Genomic DNA, 20389 nt, shown 5'->3' on the forward strand with positions numbered 1-20389 from the left:
GACTCAGTCGCTGTCCACCGGATTCGACCCGAACTTCGCGGGCACCCAGTCCTGGTCGTCGATGGGTGGGCGCTCGTAGTCGGCGTTCTGTCGCGGCGGAAGTTCGATGGGGTCGGGCGTCAGGTCTTCGTACGGAATCTGGTCCAAGAGGTGTGAGATACAGTTCAGTCGTGCGTGTCGTTTCACGTCTGCGTGGACGATGTTCCACGGTGCGTCGTCGATGTCGGTGTATTCTAACATCACGTCTTTGGCTCTGGAGTACTCGACCCACTGTGACCGCGCTTCGAGGTCCATCGGACTCAGTTTCCAGCGACGTTTCGGGTCCTCGTTGCGTTTCTGGAACCGTCGCTCCTGTTCTTCGTCGCTGATAGAGAACCAGTACTTGATGAGGATGATGCCAGACCGAACCAACATTCGCTCGAACTCGGGGCAGGTCCGGAGGAACTCTTCGTACTCTTCGTCGGTGCAGAATCCCATCACGCGCTCGACGCCCGCGCGGTTGTACCAACTCCGGTCGAACAACACCATCTCACCCTCTGTGGGGAGTTGCTCGACGTAGCGTTGGAAGTACCACTGCCCTTTTTCGCGCTCCGTGGGCGTCCCGAGAGCGACGACCCGCGCGACCCGCGGGTTGAGTCGACGAGTGATGCGCTTGATGACGCCACCCTTTCCCGCAGCGTCACGTCCCTCGAAGATGACGCAGACTCGGAGGTTTTCCTCCGTAATCCAGTGTTGGAGTTTGACGAGTTCTTCCTGCAGAGAGTTCAACTCGCGCTTGTAGTGTTTCTTCTTGATGACCCCTTTTTTGTTGTATTCGACCTCGCTCGACATACCTCATGTATGGTCTTTGAGAACAAATACCAAGTGGGCTGGAAGGAGGACGCTGGACCAACGAGAAGACTTTCGTATCGCAGCATGCAGTTTATGGTATGGTAGTGAGCTGTCACTCAGCGGTGGGAAACACTTCCTCTCAGCGTCGAGAGGCGCGAAATATCCGCGAAATCCTCATATTGGATGCTCGTGTATCACACGGTACCGGCCCGCATGGCCGGAGAGGGGTAAGACGATGGCGACCGCGAGAACAAACAAATTCGAATACGATTACCCGGTCGGTTACGAACCGGAGGTACAAACAGAGACGGTCGAGTTGGACCGTCGAACCGTCGAACGACTCGATGCACTGCGCGAGGACGAGGAGCAGTCGTACGACGAACTAATAGACGAACTCCTGTCCATCTTCGTGACGAGCGAGCTGTTCGCCGCGCGTGTGGACTCTCCACTCATCGAGTGACGCGCGGCCACCTCACTCCATTTTCGACACCCGAGTCATCGTAGGGCCGTAGCCACAGCTAATCTGCAGAATTCACGCGGGATAACCGCTCAGAGAACGCTTTTTTGAGCAGCTATCGGTCTACTCGATAGCCGACTCGATAAACAGACAGGTGCTATACGAAACGAGTGGGTGCAGCGCCCCGAGCGCGCACCGGCCAATCGTCCGATTTTTTGCCGCCAGTGGGAAACCTCCGAGTATGACCGACTTCGACCCAGAGAAGTTCGAAGACAAGTACGTCCACTACTTCCCGCAGCTCCAGCGTGCGTACAAGAACGCCTTCGAGACGATGAACGACGAGTTCGACTCGACGCTCATCCACGGCATCGACCAGCAGATTCTCAACGAGTCTGAACCGTTCTACGAGGACGGCGACTTCTCCGTCGAACTCCCCGAGAACCCGCCAGAGCGACTCACTGCTGTCGAAATCGATGACGACGAACTGGAGGCCGTCCTCGACCGATACGTGGACGAAATCGAGGCCGAACTCCGCCGTGTCTTCGGCGTCGAAGCGTAACCCATCCAAAGGCCTAAGCCCGTTCACCCCGAACGCGCGTCCATGAGCACGGAGACGCAGGACGGCGAGGACGACCTTAAAGAGCGTGTCGTGAATTTCCTCCGTCGGAACTTCCCGCAAATCCAGATGCACGGCGGAAGCGCGGCCATCCGCGACCTCGACCGAGAGACGGGTGAGGTCACGGTCCTCCTCGGTGGCGCTTGCTCTGGGTGTGGCATCTCCCCGATGACCATCCAGGCGATCAAGACCCGCATGGTCAAGGAGATTCCCGAAATCAACGAAGTCCACGCCGACACCGGCATGGGCGGCGACATGGGTGGCGCAAGCCGCGGCGGCGACGTGAGCCCGTCGTTCCCCGGCGACACCAGCGACGACCGCGAAGACGACCAGGGTCCGCAGGCCCCGTTCTAACGTAGTTTCTCAGCGGTTTTTTCGGTCGCTCCGCGACAGAGAACAGGAGTTTTATCGGCGACTACGCCGCACCCACGGGTATGACAGCCGAGTCGCCCGAGAACGTCCTCTTCGTCGTCATGGACACGGTCCGCAAGGACCACCTCACGCCGTACGGCTACGACCGCCCGACGACGCCGGGCCTCGAACAGTTCGCCGAAGAGGCGACCGTCTTCGAACAGGCCGTCGCGCCCGCCCCGTGGACGCTCCCGGTTCACGCCTCGCTCTTCACCGGAATGTACCCCAGTCAGCACGGGGCCGACCAGGAGAACCCGTACCTCGAAGGTGCGACCACGCTCGCACAGACGCTCTCGGCGGCCGGATACGACACTGCGTGTTACTCTTCGAACGCGTGGATTACGCCGTACACCCACCTGACCGACGGGTTCGCAGACCAGGACAACTTCTTCGAGGTCATGCCGGGCGACTTCCTCTCTGGCCCGCTGGCGAAGGCCTGGAAGACGATGAACGACAGCGACACGCTGCGGGCGCTCGCCGACAAACTCGTCAGTCTCGGCAACACCGTCCACGAACATCTCGCCGGCGGCGAGGGTGCCGACTCGAAGACGCCCGCCGTTATCGACCGAACCATCGACTTCGTCGACGACTCCGACCAGTTCTTCGCGTTCATCAACCTGATGGACGCACACCTGCCCTATCACCCGCCGAAGCAGTACAAAGACCAGTTCGCACCGGGCGTCGATTCGACCGAAGTCTGCCAGAACTCCAAGGAGTACAACTCGGGCGCCTACGAGATCGACGACGACGAGTGGGAAGACATCCGCGGCCTCTACGACGCCGAAATCGCCCACATCGACGACCAACTCACCCGCCTGTTCGACCACCTGAAAGAGACCGGAAAGTGGGACGACACCATGGTCGTCGTCTGTGCCGACCACGGTGAACTCCACGGCGAACACGGCCTCTACGGCCACGAGTTCTGCCTGTACGACCCACTCATCAACGTCCCGCTCATGGTCAAGCACCCGAAACTCGGCGCAGGCCGCCGTGACGACCAGGTCGAACTCGTCGACCTCTACCATACGGTTCTCGACTCACTGGGTGTCGAAGGCGGCGACCCCGCCAAGCCCGGTGATGACGCCGTCACGCTCGACCGAACTCGGTCGCTCCTCTCTGCGGACTACCGCGACTTCGCCCGCGCGACGAACGACGACCCCGGCCAGCACCACGACGGCCAGTACGCCTTCGTGGAGTACTCTCGCCCCGTGGTCGAACTCAAACAGTTAGAGGAGAAGGCCTCGAAAGCGGGAATCGTCCTCCCGGAAGACTCACGATTCTACTCGCGGATGCGCGCTGCACGCCGTGTCGACGCCAAGTACACCCGAATCGACCGCATTCCAGACGAAGCCTACCGTCTCGACGAAGATGCAGGCGAAACCGAGAACCTCGCAGACTCGGACGACGAGGCCATCGCCGAGACAGAGGCCGCACTCAGCGAGTTCGAAGACGCGGCCGGCGGTGCGTGGACCGACGCCCTCGATACCGACGTCTCCGACGACTCTGTCGACCAGATGGACGACGAAGCACAGGAGCGACTCCGCGACCTCGGCTACCTCGAATAACAGCGTCGTACCTCGAATACCGGCACGCACCGAATACCGACACGCACCGAATACTGACACGCACCGGCGAACTCCCCGTTACCGAAGCCCTTCTCCGCGTTCCCACGCCCGAAGCAGCGCCGCGAGCGTCCGATTCGTCGGCACCTCGAAGTCGTGTTCGGCGGCGATGTCGACGACCGCCCCGTTGATGGCGTCGACCTCGGTTCGTTTTTTCGCGTCCACGTCTTGGAGCATCGACGAGCGGTTCGCAGCCGTCTGTTTGACGACTCGGTCGATTGCTTCGCGGGCGACACGGTTCGGGAGCCGAACACCCTCCAATCGGGCGATTCGAGCAGTCTCGCGGGCGGCACGGTGAGCCACGTCGCTGGCCTCGTCGGCCGCGAGCGCTCCGTTTTCGACGCGTGCGAGTGCAGTGACCGCGTTGATACCGGCGTTCACGGCGAGTTTCTCCCAGCGTCGGCGGGGCATATCTGCGGCCACGAGTGTCCGGATATCAGCGTCGCGGAAGGCCTTTCCCACGCGTTCGGCGAGTGGGGACGCCCCGCCGTCGAGCGTGCCCAAGACGACGCGGCCGATTCCAGTGCACTCGACGCGGCCGGGTCCAACGAGTCGAGCGCCGTAGGTTGCAGTCCCCGCGAGCACGGGAACGTCGAGTCGTGCGTCGAGTACCTCCTCGGTCAGGCCGTTTTGGAGCGAGAGAACGGCGTCGACGTCGCACGCCGCGAGGGCCTCGGCTGCCGCGGCCGTGTCGAACGATTTGACGGTCACGAGAGCGAGGTCGGCGTCGTGGCCCGTTTCAGTCGTCGTCGCGGCCGGCGAGACGTGCGCGGACGCGGCACCGACGATATCGAGCCCGGTCTTCGAGACGCGTGACGTGTGCCGGCCTCGGCCGACGAGTGTCACGTCGTGGACCGACGCGAGCAACCCACCGACGAGTGTTCCGAGGCTACCCGCGCCGAAGACGAGAATTCGCATAGCTACAGGTACTCGCCGGGTGACAAAAATCGAGGAGTCTCGCGGGTGACAGCGTCAGTCTTCGGTCCAGTAGTAGAGGTTCTCGCGTTCGGCACCACAGTTCGGACACGAGTCGGGTAACGTTTCGATGTCACCCATCTCCCCACAGTCGCTACAGCGCCACATCAACTCCGCCTCACCGAACTCGTGGCCTGCGCGCTCGTGTTCGATGGACATCGCGGCGAACCCCTCCCGAGTCGTGACGAAGAAGCCGTCTTCGTCGAACCCGCGGACAGTGCCGATTTTGGTCCCATCCTCCGCGTACACCACCATTCCGACGGTTGGCTGCGTCTCACTAGCCATGTGTGTACATACAACATGGAGAAACCTAAATTCGGATGCCCATCACACCTGTCCGCTGGCGGGAGATGTGGCCCCATATAAGAGATAAACCAGATAGTGCGATATAGAATGGTGACACAGGGCCAAACCCACGAACCCATCCCTTACCTCGACTGAACTTTTAAGTCGAGTGACTAGCCAACGTGCGGTATGTCTCGTCGCGTCGCTCGTGTGAACACGCCCTGCGAACTCATCGCGGATGTCTAACGGAGAGGCCGGAGAGATTCGTCGGGTGCTCGACGAGGAACTCTCACTCGGCGAGTGTAGACGCGACAGTCGCGGTGTCGAGGCGGCGGCGACGCAGTTCTTTCGAGACCTCTTCGTCGAGAGACTCAACTTCGAAGCGGTCACCTCACCACGGGGTGATTCTCCGTGGCAGGACCTCCTCGTTCACGAGTGGCCGAACACGATACGTGCGAACGCTGCCCGTCTCGTTGCGAGAGCCGGGAGGTTTCGGGTTATCTACGTCGAACTGGAGGAGCTGACTCCTAACACGGAACGGGACGTGCTTCGGTGTCTCACCCAGTCGAACCAAGCGAGTGGGTGGACCACTGGGCGGACCGTCCTCACAGTCTTCCACGCGCCTGCCGAGGACACGTGGCATCTCGTCACACCGTACGAGGGAGCGACAGGCGACGAGGAAAACGGCCGTCTGGTTCTCCGTCGCTACAGCCTCGGTGAAGGCGAGACACATCGAACCGTCGCCGACGCGCTGTCGAGACTGGATGCCAGCAACGGACGACTGGCAGAACGCATCGACGAGGCGTTCAGGGTCGAGCCCATCACCGAGGACTTCTACGAGGACTACAAGCACGCATTCGACACCCTCAGTAGCGAACTTCGTGAGAACGGCCTCGACGTCGAGGCTGCCGACCGGTACGCACACGTGACACTCAACCGATTGCTGTTCTGCTACTTCCTCCAGAAGAACGGCTTGCTCGGCGGGCGAGCGGACTTCGTCCGGTGGTTCCACGAGCGATACGAAGCGTCGGATGACGAGGGAGTGTTCCACGAGACGTGGCTCTCTGCCCTCTTCGATTGGATAACCCACCCAGAGGGGACGCGTCTCACAACCGAACTCCCCAGTGACGTCGAATCCGTCGTCGCTGAACTCCCATACATGTCTGGGCTCTTCCACCCGAGCGACGGGGACGAACTCGACGTCTTCCTGTCCGACGAGGCACTGAATTCGGTGATTCGAGGGTTCCTCGAACAGTACACCTTCACGGTCAGAGAAGAGCGTCCGTACGACGTCGACGTCGCCGTCGACCCGTCGATGCTCGGGAAGGTTTACGAGTCCCTCATCGCCGAGCGAGAACGCGACGAGGCGGGCATCTTCTACACACCTCGCTCCGAGGTCGACCTGCTGTGTCGATTGGCACTCTACGAGCAGGTCTGCGACCACGTGGACGACCTCGATTCAGAGCGCACCCGGCGGATTGTGGAGTTCGTCTTCAGCGACCCACAGGAGTGGGACGCGGCAGACATCGAGGAAACGGAACAGCTCGAACAGATTCTGCACGAACTCCGCATCGTCGACCCAGCCTGTGGGAGCGGTGCGTTCCTCGTGGGGATGAAACAGGTTCTCACCGAACTGTTCGAGAAAGTGGGCAGTCAGCCAGACGACCACCGAACCGCACAGAGTATCAACGAGAGCCTGTACGGCGTCGACATCAAAGCATGGGCCATCCGAGTCGCCGAGTTCCGTCTCTGGCTCTCACACGTCGAGGACGGAGGGCGACGACCCGACACCCGTTCAGGGCTGCCCCCCATCTCGTCCAATCTGAAGGTTGGAGACAGCCTGATTCAGAGACGTGACGAGGAGGGTGACGCCGCAGCCTTCAGCTGGGATATCGACTTCGCCGACGTCGTCGAAGACGGTGGATTCGATATCGTCATCGGGAACCCGCCGTACGTTCGCCAAGAAGCGATTACCGACCAGCTGATTCACCCGAAGCGACTCGAAGAGATGAGCGACGGTGAGGTCTCGTCGTCGAAGAAGCAGTACAAAGACCAACTCGTCGAGTCCGTGGAGGAGTCGTTCGGCATCACGCCGGACAGGCGAAGTGACATCTACGTCTACTTCTACTTCAAAGGGCTCGACCTCCTCCGCGACGGGGGCACGCTGGCGTATCTCACGTCGAATTCCTGGCTCGACGTGAACTACGGGAGACAACTGCAAGCGGGCCTCCTTCGGTACTCGAATCTCCGATACGTACTCGATACCCGGGCAACCCCGATGTTTGGAGAGGCAGACGTCAACGCGGTGATTACAGTCGCGAATCGAGAGTCCGAAGAGTCACTGGACGGAGAGACAGCGTTTCTGGCGTTCGACGAACACTGCGGGAACATCGTCCACGCAGAGGCGATTACGAGTGCCCTCGTCGACGAGCGTGAAGACACACGGGAGATTGTCTACGGCGAAGAGACACTGTACTATTCACAGATTCGGCACGGTCGGAGGGTCGCAGTTCCCGCATCGAGCCTGTGGAAACTCGGCGGAGGAGACGTCGAAGAAGCATCGACTGGAGCCCGAGCCACCGGTTCGTACTCCGTCGACTCGAAGTGGGGAATCTATCTGCAAGCCCCAGACGTGTACTTCCGACTCCTGAGTCGGAATCAAGACGAGTTGACGCCGCTCGCAGAACTCACAGAGGACGTGTTCCGCGGCATCACGTCAGGTGCGAACGAGTTCTACTTCCCAGACAACGAGACGATTTCGAACTACGGTATCGACGAGCGGTATCTCTCTCCGCTCGTGAAGAGCCCCCGGACACTGAAGCAGCGAACCATCGCGCCAGAGCGACTCGAACGCAAGCTGTTGAAGATTACCGAACCCAACGAGGACGCCCTGCCACGCGGGATTCGCGCGTTCATCGACTGGGGAGTGTCTCAAGGCTACCCATCACGTCGAACCGTCAAGCGACGCGACCCGTGGTACGACGTTGGACCCGACATCAAACAGACCCAGATACTCTGGCAGCGCACTCACTACACCAAACACGCAGTGTACTACGCTGAAAAACCGGTCTACGTGACAGACCGATTCTATGGAATCAACGTCGACCCCGAGTCGTACGACCCGAAGGTGTTCGCTGCACTCCTCAATTCGACGTTCTATGCGCTCGTGAAGATGCTGTACAGTAGTGAGGTGTCGGGGCGCTCTATCGACACCGCCGTCTACGAGGTAGAATCGTTCCCGATTCCGTCACCAGAGACGGTCTCGGACCACGAACGAGACGCGCTCGTGGACGCGTTCGAAGCCTTAGACCAACACGAACCCGAAGCAATCTACGACGAGTTCGAACGAGATGCCCGCCGCAAACTCGACGAGGTCGTCTTCGGTATCTTAGCTGCCGACCAAAACGAGCGTGCCGACGTGTACCGGAGTGTCGAGCGACTGAGTACACAGATTAGAGCGCGAGACCGCCGGCGGTAACACAAATTCTCCAGTTGCCTACGCGCACGCTAGACACATATGTTACTAATGAACGAATCTGGGCACCAGTGTGCGAAATCTTAGAAGAACGTGCCGTTTGACACACTAGCTCCCTGAGATGCAGGTTCGAGAACAGGTTCGAGAGCAGGTTCAAAAGTGGCGTCGAACGTCGTTGTTGAGGCGTCGCCGAGAGAACGCGAGTGCGTGAAAAACGGAGGAAAAAGACCGACGCCGCAGAACCTACATGAAGTCCGCGATGCCAGACTGTTTGTTTTTGTCGTTCTCGAAGATGGATTCGAGACTCTTTTCGAGCACTTCGAGGCGCTGTTTGGTGTAGTCGCGGCAGTTGAACTCGTCTGCCACCTCGATGGCGACGTCCATGTACTTGTTCACACTTCCCTGATGCACCGTGAGGTTCACCCGGCCACCGCACTCGCGGCATTCGCCTGTGAGGGGCATCCGGCGGTACTTCTCGCCGCAGTCGAGACACCGCGTCTCCTGTCGGGAGAAGGCACGGAGGTTCCCGATGAGGTCCGGCAGGAAGTGCCCCTCGATGACGCGTTCTGCCACGTCAGTCTCGTCGACGGCGCGGAGTTTCCGCGCGAGGAAGAGTTGGGCGTCCATCTTGTCCATCATCGACCCGAGCGTCTTGTACGCAGAGAGGTCCGGTCCGGCGGCGATGTTCGTCGTGTCGTGGGTGTGGTGGAATCCGGTGTACTCGCGGTCGGTGCCGAGGTACTCTTCGGCGATGGTGACTTCGTCTTCCCAGTCGTCTGGGTCTTCCATCTGGAGCGTCGCCTCGTAGAACGCTCGTGGATACTGCCGAACGATGTCCATGTTGTGCGCCTCGTCGTCGATTTCGGAGGGGTCGATACGCGAGGACATCACGAGCGGTGCGTCCATCTGCCCACCTCGCTTGTCCGGGAGGAACTCCTTCGAGAAGTTGAGGAGTCCGTCCATGAGGAGCATGACACAGTCTTCGTCACCGTCGCAGTTGCGACGCTTCGCGGCGTGGAAGTACGGATGTGCGTAGCCGACGGCCGCCGTCGTAAACCCGACGACCCGCCCGACGACTGCCGCAGACGTGTGCGGTGCCATCCCGAAGACGAGTTCGCCGATGAGGTCGTCGCGCTCTTCCATCTGGTAGAATCGGTCGAGACCGTAGAACTGCTCCAAGAGGTCGTCGACGAAGTCCGCCGTCTGCATCATGTGCTTCGCCGCGCCGTTCGAGAGGACGATGTCCTGGACTTTGAGTTCGACCAGTTGGTCGTCGAACCGGAGCGGTTCGCCGTCGATGTCGGTCTCGTAGCCGAGTTCGCGGAAGTGGCCTGCTGTCACGTCGAGTTCTTCTGGTCTGACGGCCGTGACGGGCAGGTCGGTCATGTCGTACCGGACGGTTCCGTCTTTGAACGACGACACGTCGTGTTTCGCTCGGAGGATGCCTTTCTCGATGGGTTCGGGCGTCTTGTTCGAGGAGGTGAGTCCTTTGACACCCTTCAGAATCTTGAACGACGACTCGCGTTCGCCGACGGATTCGAGGGCCTCCCTGTACTCGGTGTTCAGGTCGACTTCCTGCCACTCGACGCTCTCGACGTCCCACTCACAGCGGTCACAGTAGACGCGACCCGACTCGTCGGGTTCGACGACGGTTCCACAGTCGTCACACTCGTAGTGAGGGTCGGTGTGGCCGCCGCACGCCGTGCATTTCGGCTTGAAGCCGAACGTCCCGCAGTCGGGACACTTCCGCCTGCCGATGCGGACCGAGATGTGTCCGCGCTTTCCAGAGTCACCGAACTCGCGGGCGGCGTCACCAACGTCACGCTGACTCCCTCCTGCTTCGCCGATGGGAAAGAGCGTGTGGACGGCCGGTGAGAGGTCACGACGCTCGGACTTCTCCGGGCGGCCCATCCGGTTTCCGATGCGAGTCGGCGCGCGCTCTCGGATGGTGAAGGGTGCGACCTCGTTGACCGCCTCGATGGCGTTGTTGCCGTCGTCCCACTCGCGGGCACGGTCCGACAGGTCGTCGAGGTCCCACGTCCGTTCTCGGTCGTCGGTGAGGCCGAGGGTTCGTGCGAGCGGTCGCCAGATGGGAACGCGAAGGTCGGCGTCGGTCTGGCGGTGTGCGACGAGGAGGTGTTCGAGCGTCTCGCGGAGTTCGGGGGTTCGTTCGAGGACGAGCGTTCCTTCTTCCCCGCGTTCGGGCTCGTTGTCGGCACCGACACCGACGCCAGTTCCGCCGTCGGCCTCTGCAGCGACAACGTCGCCGGCCGCGACAGCGTCCGCGAGTGCATCCAACTGCTCGATGGAGATGTCGTGCCAGAGGTAGGTGTACTCGGGGTGAAGTGGGGCGTCGAACTCGGTCGCCCACGAGAGGGCATCGTCGACGCTCGGGTGTTCGAGGCCGATGGTCGGGTCGTCTCGCAGGGCCTGCACGTTCGCGTCGGTCGCCTCGAAGTCCTGAATCCACCACTCGAAGACGTACGAGGCAGGGGCGAGCGGATGGTTGTTCTCGACGAACTCGCCGAAGTTGACGAGGTACTCGCCGAGGTCGAGAATCTTCTCGACGCCGTTTTGCAGTTCTTCTGCTTCTTCGGGGTCGTCGATACGGCGAACGTCGCCGTTGGCGAGTCTGACCGTCGGACCCTCGATGGAGTCCACTGGGACGACGCCGCCCGCCTTCCCGGGTCGTTCGGTCTTTATCTGCGTCCCGGTTGCGATGAAGTCGTCCACGATGTGCATCGTGGCGGGGTGGACGCCGGCGGTTGCGAACCCGTGGTTACGGGCACGGCCGTATCGGAGTCGGAATCCACCGGGTGCGGATGGATGGCCGAAGACGGGGCGACCGGCGATGAGGTCGCGGAGGAACTTCGTCGCAGGTTCGACGCGAACTGGTCCGTCGGCCTCGTTCGCGGCGTCGGCTTCGTCGTCGTCAGCCTCAGCAGCGTCGTCGTCGCTTTCGGCCTCGTCGTCGGCCTCGGACTCGTCTTTGCCACCGTCTTTGCCGATGGTGCCGTCGATGAGGTCCTGTAGCCACGGCCAGTCGACTTCGTCGAGTTGACGGGTGTATCGCTGAATCTTCGGGGCTTTGAGTGCAATCCCCTCGGCCATGACGAGACACATCCCCCCGCGGGCGGAGTTGGTGTCGACACGTTCGAGGTCACGGTAGCCAGACACCTCCTCGTCACCCGTCGCCTCGCCGTCGAGCATGATGGGCATGTTCTCGGCGATGAAGCGGGTCTCTTTGTCCTTCGGTGAGTACTGCAGACCGGTCTCTTTGTCGTAGAGGTTTATCTCTTCGACGTAGCGCTCGATTTCGTCGGTTCGTCCTTTGTACTCGTCGATGCCGAGCAGCGACCGGGCGTAGTCGGCGACGAGCACCGAGAGTGCCTGTGCGGTCCCACCCGCCGAGCGAATCGGGCCGGCGTAGTAGACGTTGACGAACTCGGTGCCGTCGTCGTTGTTGAGAATCTCGACGCGGTCGATTCCTTCGATTGGTGCGGCGACGACACCCTCGGTGAGGAGGGCGACGGCGGTGCGAACCGCGCCCTCGACTTTGCCTTCGCGGGAGTCGTAGTCACCGACGTTACCGTCGACGAAGTCGGTCACGAGTTCGAGGGCGGCCTCCTCACGAGACATCTGGCCTTCGAGTTCACGGACCCGTTCGGCGACGCCGTCGATGCCGAGGATGTTCTCGACGCGGTCGGCCATGTCTTTGGCGACCGGAATCTCGACGTCGGTCTTCGGGTCGTGTCCTTTCGCTTTCGCGGCGCGCGCGACATCGAACGCCTCGTCCAGACGGTCTTCGATGCGCGTGAAGTAGCGCTCGTCCTCCTCTCGCACGGTTTACAACCAGAGGTCGAGGTCGGTTACGTCGTCGTGCTCGCGTTCGAGTGGTTCGTCGAACACGCGCAGGTTGACCTCGCCGGCGAAGACGGTCGCCGAGTCGAGGTGTCCTGCGAGCGACTGGCCACTTCGTCGAGACAAGACCGCGTGGGTGTGCGCGAAGGGTTCGCCGTCGAGGAGCGAGACGTTCCCAACGCAGGCGGCGACTTCGAGCGGTTCGTCGAACGTGACAGACTGGTACTCCTGGTCGTCCTGATCGTAGAACCAGAGTTCGGCGTCTTGGACGGCACCCATCGCGTTGAACCACGCGGAGTCGATGCCCTTCCGTGCACAGAACTCCTCAATCTCCTCGCGCCAGTCTGCACCGTGTTCGAGGCGTGCGAGATACTCCTCGCTGACTGTCACCGCTCGAGCGTTCATGCGACGTACCACGAGCGAGTCGGACTAAAATGTAAATGGTCTCGTCCGCCCTCCAGTGAGCGGAAGGATTATTCGTCAGTGCCGGAGTAGTTATCGCCAGTCGTCGAGTGCGAGTGCGTCGGCTACGTCGGCCGCGAGCCAAGCGTCGTCGCGGGAGATATCCGCGATAATAAGACGCTGGCCCGTCTGGGTGCTGTCCACCGAGGCCATGACCTCGGCGCCCGAGTCGTCGACGGAAGCCTTCGCATCCGGCGTCATGTATGATACGTAGTGACACCCCTATATAAGTTGCCCGAAACAACAAGCGAGAAAGTCACTCGCGTTGCACGATTCTGTCGCTTCAGAGACCGGCCTGGATGAGAAACTGACGGTATGAGCATTTTGAGCGGCAGAATTCGCCGTTTGGGTATGTAACTACACCCCCTCCACGCTATACTATATCAAACAAATCGAATACGGTAAGTTTATCCACAAGGACCGGGAAGATTGGTCCGAATGCCAGACACTAACAAACTCTCACGTCGTCGTTTCCTGAAGGCAACGGGTGGGGCCGCAACGGCCGCTGCCCTCGCCGGTTGTACCGGCGGTAACGGCGAAGAAGAGACCACGACCGAATCCGGTGGGCAGGAAGAGACTACGACCGAACAGCAGACCGAAGCCGAAGATTCCGGCAACGAGCTGTCCGGGTCCGTCTTCCAGCGCATCCTCTCCGGGACGGTCACCACGCTCGACCCCGTCGCAGCGACCGACACGTCCTCCGGCATCATCATTCAGCAGGTCTTCGACTGCCTGATGTCCTATCCGGACGGCCTCCCGACGGTCGAGAACGAACTCGCCGCCGACTACGAGGCATCCGAGGACTTCACGACGTACACGTTCCAGCTCGAAGACGCCACCTACCACGACGGTAGCGCTGTCAAGGCTGCTGACTTCGCCTACGCGTGGGAACGTCTCGCCGCGTCCGAGAACAGCCGCCGCGCATACTTCATCCTCGACTCCATCGGAATCGAGCACGAGACCGACAGCGACGGAAACTACGTCCCCGGTTCGCTCGGCGTCGAAGCCGCGAGCGACACCGAACTCGTCGTCAACCTCAAAGAGCCGTTCCACGACACGCTCGAGATGCTCGCGTACACCTCGTTCGCCGCATACCCAGAGGGTATCGTCGGCGACATCGAGGGCTACGACGGCGAGATGGAGTACACCGAGTTCGCCAGCAAGAACCCCATCGGCGCAGGTCCGTTCGAGTTCGCCTTCTGGGAGAAGGGTACCGCCGCAGCCGTCTCCAAGAACGAAGACTACTACGGCGACGTCGCGCAGGTCGACAACGTCCGCTGGCAGGTCATCGAGGACGACACGGCCCGCTACAACTACGCGATGAACGAGAACGCGGACTACTTCGGTCTGCCCACCGCCCAGTACGACCCCGGTAAGGTCCAGGTGGACAACGTCGACGAGTTCGGCCGTGAAGTCGGTAAGTACGGCCCTGTCCGTAACGGTAAGACGGTCAACTACGTCGGTGTCCCGACCCTGTCGATCTTCTACGTTGGTTTCAACATGAAGAAGGTCCCCAAGCCGGTTCGCCAGGCGTTCGCGTACGTCCTGAACCAGGACCAGATGGTCGAAGAAGTGTTCAAGGGTCGCGGTTCCCCGGCATACATCTTCACGCCGCCGACCATCTACCCAGGTGGCGCACAGGCCGCAGAGTCCAAGGTCGAGGCCGACTACCCGTACGGTGTCGCCGAGACTGACATCCAGGCAGCCCGCGAAGTCATGGAAGAGGCTGGCTACGGCCCGGACAACAAGTTCGAGGTCCAGTGGACCCAGTACAACTCCGGCACGTGGGAGGAGATGGCGAAGATCCTGCGCGACCAGCTCGCGTCGGCTCACGTCGACATGAAGATCGAGAAGGCCGACTTCTCGACGCTCCTCGAGCGTGGCCGCAACGGTCAGCTCGAAGCGTACACCCTCGGCTGGATTGCTGACTGGCCAGCAGCGGACAACTTCCTCCAGCTGCTCAACCCGCCGCAAACGAACACGGACCAGACCGGTCCGATCTCGTACGTCAACTGGACGGCCGACAACGGCGATTCCTACCAGAAGGCGACCGACGCCTACCAGCAAGTCGTCAACAACCCTGCACCAACCGACGAAGCGCAGGCAGTTCGTGACGAAGCCTACGTCGAGATCGAGGAATCCAACTGGGACGACGTTGCGATGCTCACGATCTACAACCGGAAGGACGAGACGTTCTGGTACGACTCCGTCAACATCGAACCGTTCGGTGGCATGGGTCCATCCCGCCAGAAGCTGAACAACGTTACCCTCAACCGGTAATCCGTTCAGCCCGCGGCGGTCTCACGTGCCCGCCGTGAACTACAGAACGGACAAATATTTTTGACAAGCGTGCAATTAGTCACCGCTATCTGAAAGATTCAGCTGAAACAGCTGGGTATAGTGGGAGATTAAAACTCAGAAGCGCAAGACATATCCACCCGACTCATTAAACCATTACAATAATGTCCGCTCGAACGGTCTGCGAGGTGATGCCATGAGTCGATGGCAGTACTTCCTTCGCAGGGTACTGATGTCGATTCCTGTCGTCATCTTCGGGACGACGATTACGTTTGCACTCATCCGTCTGGGTCCACTCGACCCCGTTTCAGCAATTTTAGGGACGCAATACAACCCACAGGCTGCTGAGCAAATCCGACAGAACCTCGGATTGAACCAGCCGCTCTGGAGCCAGTACTTCGACTTCATGTACCGGCTGTTCACCTTCCAGCTCGGTCAGTCATGGGTCATCGCACCCGGGACGACGGCGTACGAACTCATTCAGGTGTACGCACCACGGACGATTTGGCTCGGCTTCTGGTCGGTCCTCATCGCCCTGTTCGTCGGTATCCCGCTCGGCTTCTACGCCGGATTGCATCCCAACACGTTATCCGATTACGTCGCGTCGTTCGGCGGAATCGTCTGGCGTGCTATGCCGAACTTCTGGCTGGCAATCATGCTCGTCACAGCCCTCTCACAGACTGGGCAATGGACGAACGGGTTCTTCACCTGGCAAACGTGGATCGTGAAGACGAACGTCGTCACACCGCCAGCACTCGGCTTCTTCGAATCCCCGTTACAGCAGTTCCTCGAGGACCCCGGTGGGTGGATGAACTCGTTCATCAAGGCGACCAAGCAGATTGCACCCGCGGCACTTGTCCTCGGGTCGGCGTCGATGGGTAACGAGATGCGTATCGGCCGGACGGCAGTCCTCGAGACCATCAACTCGAACTACGTCGAGACGGCCCGCGCCAAAGGTGTCTCCGGACGTTCGCTCGTCTGGAAGCACATCTTCCGGAACGCCCTCATCCCGCTCGTCCCCATCATCACGGGTGAGGCGTTCTTGCTTCTCGGTGGGTCCGTCTTCGTCGAGACCGTCTTCGCGATCAACGGCCTCGGGTGGCTGTTCTTCAACGCAGCCATCAACGGCGACTTGCCGCTCATCGGGACGCTGATGTACATCTTCATCCTCATCCTGGTCGGCACGAACATCCTGCAGGACTTCCTGTACACAGTCATCGACCCGCGCGTCGGGTACGAGGGGTGAATCACAGTGAGCACACCAACAGAAACCGAAATTCCGCTTCGACAACGAGTCGCTGAGAATCCCCAACCGGCGTTGATTTGGGCTGCAATCGGTGCGGTCCTCATCGGCGTCGAACTTGGCGCAATCCTTCAAGTCATCGCTGCGATTGCTGGCGTGATTATCAACCTGATCCCGGGCGACCCGGGTGCCGCTGCACTGAGCTCTCTCCAGGAGTCGCTCAAGACCATTCCGACACTCGTCTCGCGTGACTTCATCCCGAACCAGGGGTACTGGGACGGCTCGCAGTGGGTCGGTACCTTCCTCGGTCTCTCACCCGCCGCGGCGTGGGCCGTTCGCGTCGTCGTCGTGTACGCGTACGCCTTCGCAGTCCTCGCATGGCTCTGGAACGGCTACAAGCGATACCGTCAGTACTACCGCCGCGTCGACTGGACGCCGCGTGACGACGTCGTGAACCGATTCCGGGGCCACACCTGGGGACAGTTCGGTCTTGTCATTACTATCGCGTTTGTGGTCATGGCGATTTTCGCCCCGGCACTCGGGCCGACCACCATGGAGGAGAACATCCTCCAGCCGTACGACTACGAAGTGAGCTACTGGGACGAAGAAACCCAGTCCGTCGAGACTGCCCTCGTCGGTGAAGCGAACCTCGGGTCTGGCTCACAGGGCGCCGGTGACGAGAACGTTGGCCCGATGAGCTACGACGACTACGGCAGATTCCATCCGTTCGGCACAGCGACCAACGGGAAGGACTTGTTTACACAGGTGGTGTTCGGGGCGAGGATCTCGCTCACCATCGCCGTAGTCGCAATGGGAATCGCCGGCATCATCGGCCTCTCGCTAGCCATGATAACGGCGTACTACAAGGGGCTCGCTGACCTCGCCATCGTGTTGGCGAGTGACTCGATACAGTCGTTGCCAGTCATCATGGTCCTCATCTTGATGCTCGTCATCTTCCAGGGGACGTGGTTGAAAGACCTGTACGACGGTGCAGTGCTCATCATCCTCATCTTCAGCCTCGTCTACTGGCCGTTCATCTGGCGGTCGATACGTGGTCCAGCGTTCCAGGTCTCCGAGCAGGACTGGATCGACGCCGCGAAGTCGTTCGGCCAGACGCCGGGACAGGTCATGCGCAAACACATGGCTCCGTACGTGTTCAGCTACATGCTCATCTACGCCTCGCTTAGCCTCGGTGGAATTATCATCAGCGTCGCCGGTCTCTCGTATCTCGGACTGGGTATCGCACCACCGACCCCCGAGTGGGGTCGCCTCATCGCTGACGGTCAGCAGTACGTCGCGAGTCCCTCGTGGCACATCTCGTTGATTCCCGGTGTACTCATCACGCTCGTCGTGACGGGTCTCAACGCATTCGGTGACGGTATCCGCGACGCAATCGACCCGCAAGCCGACACCGGTGACGAGGCTGCGGCCACGGGAGGTGGCGCATGAGCGCCGACCAGACCACGGAGACCCGCCAGCAGGGCGAACCGATTCTGTCGGTCGAAAACCTCCGGACCGCGTTCTACACGGACAAAGAGGTCATCCGCGCCGTCGACGGCATCTCGTTCGACATCCACCGCGGAGAGACGGTCGGTATCGTCGGCGAGTCGGGCTCTGGGAAGTCCGTCACCGCACGGTCTATCATGCGACTCGTCGATAACCCCGGTCGCATCGAGAACGGGCGCATCATGTACGACGGTGAAGACCTGCTCGACAAGAATCCCAAGCAGATGCGGGCGATTCGAGGCGGGAGCATCGCGATGGTGTTCCAAGACCCGCTGACGAGTCTGAACCCGGTCTACACCGTCGGCAACCAAATCAAGGAGGCGCTCCGTCTCCACCGCGGAATGAGCGGGTCGAAGGCGACGAGAGAGGCCATCGAACTGCTCGAAGCAGTCGGTATCCCGGACGCACACCGTCGTGTCCGCGAGTATCCCCACCAGTTCTCCGGTGGCATGCGACAGCGCGCCGTCATCGCGATGGCGCTCGCGTGCGACCCCGAACTGCTCATCTGCGACGAGCCGACGACGGCACTCGACGTGACCATCCAGGCACAGATTCTGGAACTGCTCGAAGAGCTCCAAGAAGAGCGTGACCTCGCGATTATGTTCATCACCCACGACATGGGTGTCATCGCCGAAATCGCAGACCGCGTCAACGTGATGTACGCGGGCGAAATCGTCGAGAGCGCGCCAGTCGTCGAGCTGTTCGAGTCGCCGAAGCACCCCTACACGCAGGGACTGCTCAACTCCATCCCCGGACAGGGACTCGAAGAGGGTGGCCGTCTCTCGACTATCGAAGGCGACGTGCCGACGCCGAACGAGAAACCGACGTACTGCCGGTTCGCACCACGGTGCCCCAAGGCGTTCGCAGAGTGTGACACGGTCCACCCGGTTCAGGTCGACGTCGGCGACGACTCGACCCAGCACCGTGCGTCGTGTCTCCTCTATCCCGAGGACCTCCCGAAAGGAGAGGCAGTCGACGTCCACCGCTCGCGCGGAGCAAACGGAGGTGACCAGCGATGAGTACCACGACCACTGAAGAGACGATGAGCAAGGAGACCCAAGAGACGCTCCTCGAAGTAAACGACCTCAAGACGTACTACGAGGACGGCGGTCTTCTCGGGTCCAACCCCGTGAAGGCAGTCGACGGCGTATCGTTCGAAATCCAACGCGGTGAGACGCTCGGGCTCGTCGGTGAGTCCGGGTGTGGGAAGTCCACGCTCGGGCGCACGCTGATGCGCCTCGAAGAGGCAACCGCGGGCGAGGTCAAACTCAACGGCACGGACATCACGACGCTGTCGGGTGCCGACCTCAAGCAGTTCCGCAACGACGTGCAGATGGTCTTCCAGGACCCCGATTCGAGCCTCAACGAGCGGATGACCGTCGGTGAAATCATCCGCGAACCGCTCGACGTCCACGAGTGGAAGACGCCGCAAGAACGCCGTCAGCGCGTCCGCGAACTCCTCCAGACCGTCGGTCTGCAGGAAGAACACTACTACCGCTACCCGCACCAGTTCTCCGGTGGCCAGCGCCAGCGTATCGGTATCGCCCGTGCGCTCGCCCTCGAACCCGAGTTCATCATCCTCGACGAACCGGTGTCCGCACTCGACGTGAGTGTCCAGGCAAAGATTCTCAACCTGCTCGAAGACCTCCAAAACGAGTTCGGCCTCACCTACCTCTTCATCGCCCACGACCTCGCGGTCGTCCGTCACATCTGTGACCGCGTCGCGGTGATGTACCTCGGGAACATCATGGAGATTGGCCCAGCCGACGAGATGTTCGAGGCACCGGCCAACCCGTACACCCACGCACTCCTGTCGTCGATTCCGGAGCCGAACCCGACGGCCGAGCGTGACCGCATCACCCTCCGTGGGACGCCGCCGAGTCCGCGTGACCCGCCGGCAGGATGTCCGTTCTCGACGCGCTGCCCGGTCAAGATTCGCCCCGAGCAGTACACCACTCTCGACGACGAACTCTGGGAGCGTATCGAAGTGTTCCGCGAAGTGCTCCGCGAGCGGTCGCGTGCAGAACCGTCGCTGTCTGACCGCGTCCGCAACCTCCTCGGTCGCGAGACCCACCAGGCGGGGATGAACGAGACGCTCACCGAGCTGTTCGGTGACCTCGACGTCCCAGCGGACGTGATGGACCACCTCCGCGAGGCCGCAGACTACGCGGAGAACGGCGACGAAAACGCAGCGCGGACGTACCTCCGCGAGGAGTTCGGGAGCATCTGTGACAGTGAACGCCCCGACCAACTCGGCGTCGGTGACCGTGGCCGCCTGAGCCTCTGTCACCGTCACGACGCAGAATACGACGAACCGGCCGACGTCTTCGAAACACTCATCCAGTAA

Annotated in this window: 16 protein-coding genes; 10 read left to right on the forward strand and 6 right to left on the reverse strand. The window is 61.1% G+C overall.

The annotated features are described in order from the left end of the window. Positions 1-3: 3 nt before the first annotated feature. On the reverse strand, positions 4-831 hold the full coding sequence (gene ppk2, locus GJR98_RS03110) for a polyphosphate kinase 2 (RefSeq protein ID WP_151135369.1): 828 nt from the start codon (positions 829-831) through the stop codon (positions 4-6). A gap of 235 nt (positions 832-1066) precedes the next feature. Here ppk2 and GJR98_RS03115 point away from each other — a divergent pair, with 235 nt between their 5' ends. From GJR98_RS03115 to GJR98_RS03130, 4 genes are all read left to right on the forward strand, one after another. After that, positions 1067-1291 (forward strand): DUF7557 family protein, encoded by a 225-nt coding sequence (locus tag GJR98_RS03115; RefSeq protein ID WP_151135371.1) that lies wholly within the window; start codon positions 1067-1069, stop codon positions 1289-1291. A gap of 238 nt (positions 1292-1529) precedes the next feature. Continuing rightward, the gene (locus GJR98_RS03120; RefSeq protein WP_151135373.1) at positions 1530-1847 is read left to right on the forward strand and encodes a DUF5783 family protein; all 318 of its coding nucleotides are present in this window, start codon (positions 1530-1532) and stop codon (positions 1845-1847) included. Positions 1848-1889: 42 nt separating this feature from the next. Further along, entirely contained in the window at positions 1890-2258 is a 369-nt protein-coding gene (locus GJR98_RS03125) for a NifU family protein (protein ID WP_151135375.1), read from the forward strand. A gap of 80 nt (positions 2259-2338) precedes the next feature. Continuing rightward, positions 2339-3880, forward strand: a complete 1542-nt coding sequence (locus tag GJR98_RS03130; protein WP_151135377.1) for a sulfatase — start codon at positions 2339-2341, stop codon at positions 3878-3880. A gap of 78 nt (positions 3881-3958) precedes the next feature. Here GJR98_RS03130 and GJR98_RS03135 read toward each other — a convergent pair whose 3' ends face one another. Together GJR98_RS03135 and GJR98_RS03140 are read right to left on the reverse strand one after the other, a co-directional pair. Continuing rightward, on the reverse strand, positions 3959-4855 hold the full coding sequence (locus GJR98_RS03135; protein ID WP_151135379.1) for a ketopantoate reductase family protein: 897 nt from the start codon (positions 4853-4855) through the stop codon (positions 3959-3961). Between the two features lie 54 nt (positions 4856-4909). After that, positions 4910-5197 (reverse strand): DUF7130 family rubredoxin-like protein, encoded by a 288-nt coding sequence (locus GJR98_RS03140; protein ID WP_151135381.1) that lies wholly within the window; start codon positions 5195-5197, stop codon positions 4910-4912. Between the two features lie 238 nt (positions 5198-5435). Between GJR98_RS03140 and GJR98_RS03145 the strand changes: the two genes are divergently transcribed. Next, positions 5436-8675, forward strand: coding sequence for an Eco57I restriction-modification methylase domain-containing protein (locus tag GJR98_RS03145; protein ID WP_151135383.1), 3240 nt, complete (start codon positions 5436-5438; stop codon positions 8673-8675). 240 nt (positions 8676-8915) lie between these two features. Here the strand turns inward: GJR98_RS03145 and GJR98_RS03150 are convergent, their stop codons facing one another. The 3 genes from GJR98_RS03150 to GJR98_RS17420 form a co-directional block, all read right to left on the reverse strand. Then, entirely contained in the window at positions 8916-12515 is a 3600-nt protein-coding gene (locus tag GJR98_RS03150) for a DNA polymerase II large subunit (RefSeq protein ID WP_151135385.1), read from the reverse strand. A gap of 3 nt (positions 12516-12518) precedes the next feature. Further along, positions 12519-12938, reverse strand: coding sequence for a PPC domain-containing DNA-binding protein (locus GJR98_RS03155; RefSeq protein ID WP_151135387.1), 420 nt, complete (start codon positions 12936-12938; stop codon positions 12519-12521). Between the two features lie 90 nt (positions 12939-13028). Further along, on the reverse strand, positions 13029-13196 hold the full coding sequence (locus tag GJR98_RS17420; RefSeq protein WP_191965410.1) for a DUF7556 family protein: 168 nt from the start codon (positions 13194-13196) through the stop codon (positions 13029-13031). Positions 13197-13433: 237 nt separating this feature from the next. Here GJR98_RS17420 and GJR98_RS03160 point away from each other — a divergent pair, with 237 nt between their 5' ends. The 5 genes from GJR98_RS03160 (at position 13434) to GJR98_RS03180 (ending at position 20389) form a co-directional block, all read left to right on the forward strand. After that, on the forward strand, positions 13434-15275 hold the full coding sequence (locus tag GJR98_RS03160) for an ABC transporter substrate-binding protein (RefSeq protein ID WP_151135389.1): 1842 nt from the start codon (positions 13434-13436) through the stop codon (positions 15273-15275). Positions 15276-15489: 214 nt separating this feature from the next. Further along, on the forward strand, positions 15490-16539 hold the full coding sequence (locus GJR98_RS03165) for an ABC transporter permease (RefSeq protein ID WP_151135391.1): 1050 nt from the start codon (positions 15490-15492) through the stop codon (positions 16537-16539). A 6-nt stretch (positions 16540-16545) separates the two neighbouring features. Next, positions 16546-17985, forward strand: coding sequence for an ABC transporter permease (locus tag GJR98_RS03170; RefSeq protein ID WP_151135393.1), 1440 nt, complete (start codon positions 16546-16548; stop codon positions 17983-17985). After that, positions 17982-19061, forward strand: a complete 1080-nt coding sequence (locus GJR98_RS03175) for an ABC transporter ATP-binding protein (protein WP_151135395.1) — start codon at positions 17982-17984, stop codon at positions 19059-19061. Before GJR98_RS03170 ends, GJR98_RS03175 begins: the two co-directional genes overlap by 4 nt. Beyond that, the gene (locus GJR98_RS03180; protein ID WP_151135397.1) at positions 19058-20389 is read left to right on the forward strand and encodes an ABC transporter ATP-binding protein; all 1332 of its coding nucleotides are present in this window, start codon (positions 19058-19060) and stop codon (positions 20387-20389) included. The genes GJR98_RS03175 and GJR98_RS03180 overlap by 4 nt, the downstream gene beginning before the upstream one ends.

The organism is Haloferax marinisediminis, from assembly GCF_009674585.1.
Lineage (GTDB): Archaea > Halobacteriota > Halobacteria > Halobacteriales > Haloferacaceae > Haloferax > Haloferax marinisediminis.

Excerpts from the sequence above, each read along its gene's own strand:
- GJR98_RS03135 (WP_151135379.1), bottom strand. The coding sequence starts at position 4,855 with ATGCGAATTCTCGTCTTCGGCGCGGGTAGCCTCGGAACACTCGTCGGT.
- GJR98_RS03180 (WP_151135397.1), top strand. The coding sequence starts at position 19,058 with ATGAGTACCACGACCACTGAAGAGACGATGAGCAAGGAGACCCAAGAG.
- GJR98_RS17420 (WP_191965410.1), bottom strand. The coding sequence starts at position 13,196 with ATGACGCCGGATGCGAAGGCTTCCGTCGACGACTCGGGCGCCGAGGTC.
- GJR98_RS03120 (WP_151135373.1), top strand. The coding sequence starts at position 1,530 with ATGACCGACTTCGACCCAGAGAAGTTCGAAGACAAGTACGTCCACTAC.
- GJR98_RS03140 (WP_151135381.1), bottom strand. The coding sequence starts at position 5,197 with ATGGCTAGTGAGACGCAGCCAACCGTCGGAATGGTGGTGTACGCGGAG.
- GJR98_RS03165 (WP_151135391.1), top strand. The coding sequence starts at position 15,490 with ATGAGTCGATGGCAGTACTTCCTTCGCAGGGTACTGATGTCGATTCCT.
- GJR98_RS03130 (WP_151135377.1), top strand. The coding sequence starts at position 2,339 with ATGACAGCCGAGTCGCCCGAGAACGTCCTCTTCGTCGTCATGGACACG.
- GJR98_RS03160 (WP_151135389.1), top strand. The coding sequence starts at position 13,434 with ATGCCAGACACTAACAAACTCTCACGTCGTCGTTTCCTGAAGGCAACG.
- GJR98_RS03115 (WP_151135371.1), top strand. The coding sequence starts at position 1,067 with ATGGCGACCGCGAGAACAAACAAATTCGAATACGATTACCCGGTCGGT.
- ppk2 (WP_151135369.1), bottom strand. The coding sequence starts at position 831 with ATGTCGAGCGAGGTCGAATACAACAAAAAAGGGGTCATCAAGAAGAAA.
- GJR98_RS03125 (WP_151135375.1), top strand. The coding sequence starts at position 1,890 with ATGAGCACGGAGACGCAGGACGGCGAGGACGACCTTAAAGAGCGTGTC.
- GJR98_RS03155 (WP_151135387.1), bottom strand. The coding sequence starts at position 12,938 with ATGAACGCTCGAGCGGTGACAGTCAGCGAGGAGTATCTCGCACGCCTC.
- GJR98_RS03175 (WP_151135395.1), top strand. The coding sequence starts at position 17,982 with ATGAGCGCCGACCAGACCACGGAGACCCGCCAGCAGGGCGAACCGATT.
- GJR98_RS03145 (WP_151135383.1), top strand. The coding sequence starts at position 5,436 with ATGTCTAACGGAGAGGCCGGAGAGATTCGTCGGGTGCTCGACGAGGAA.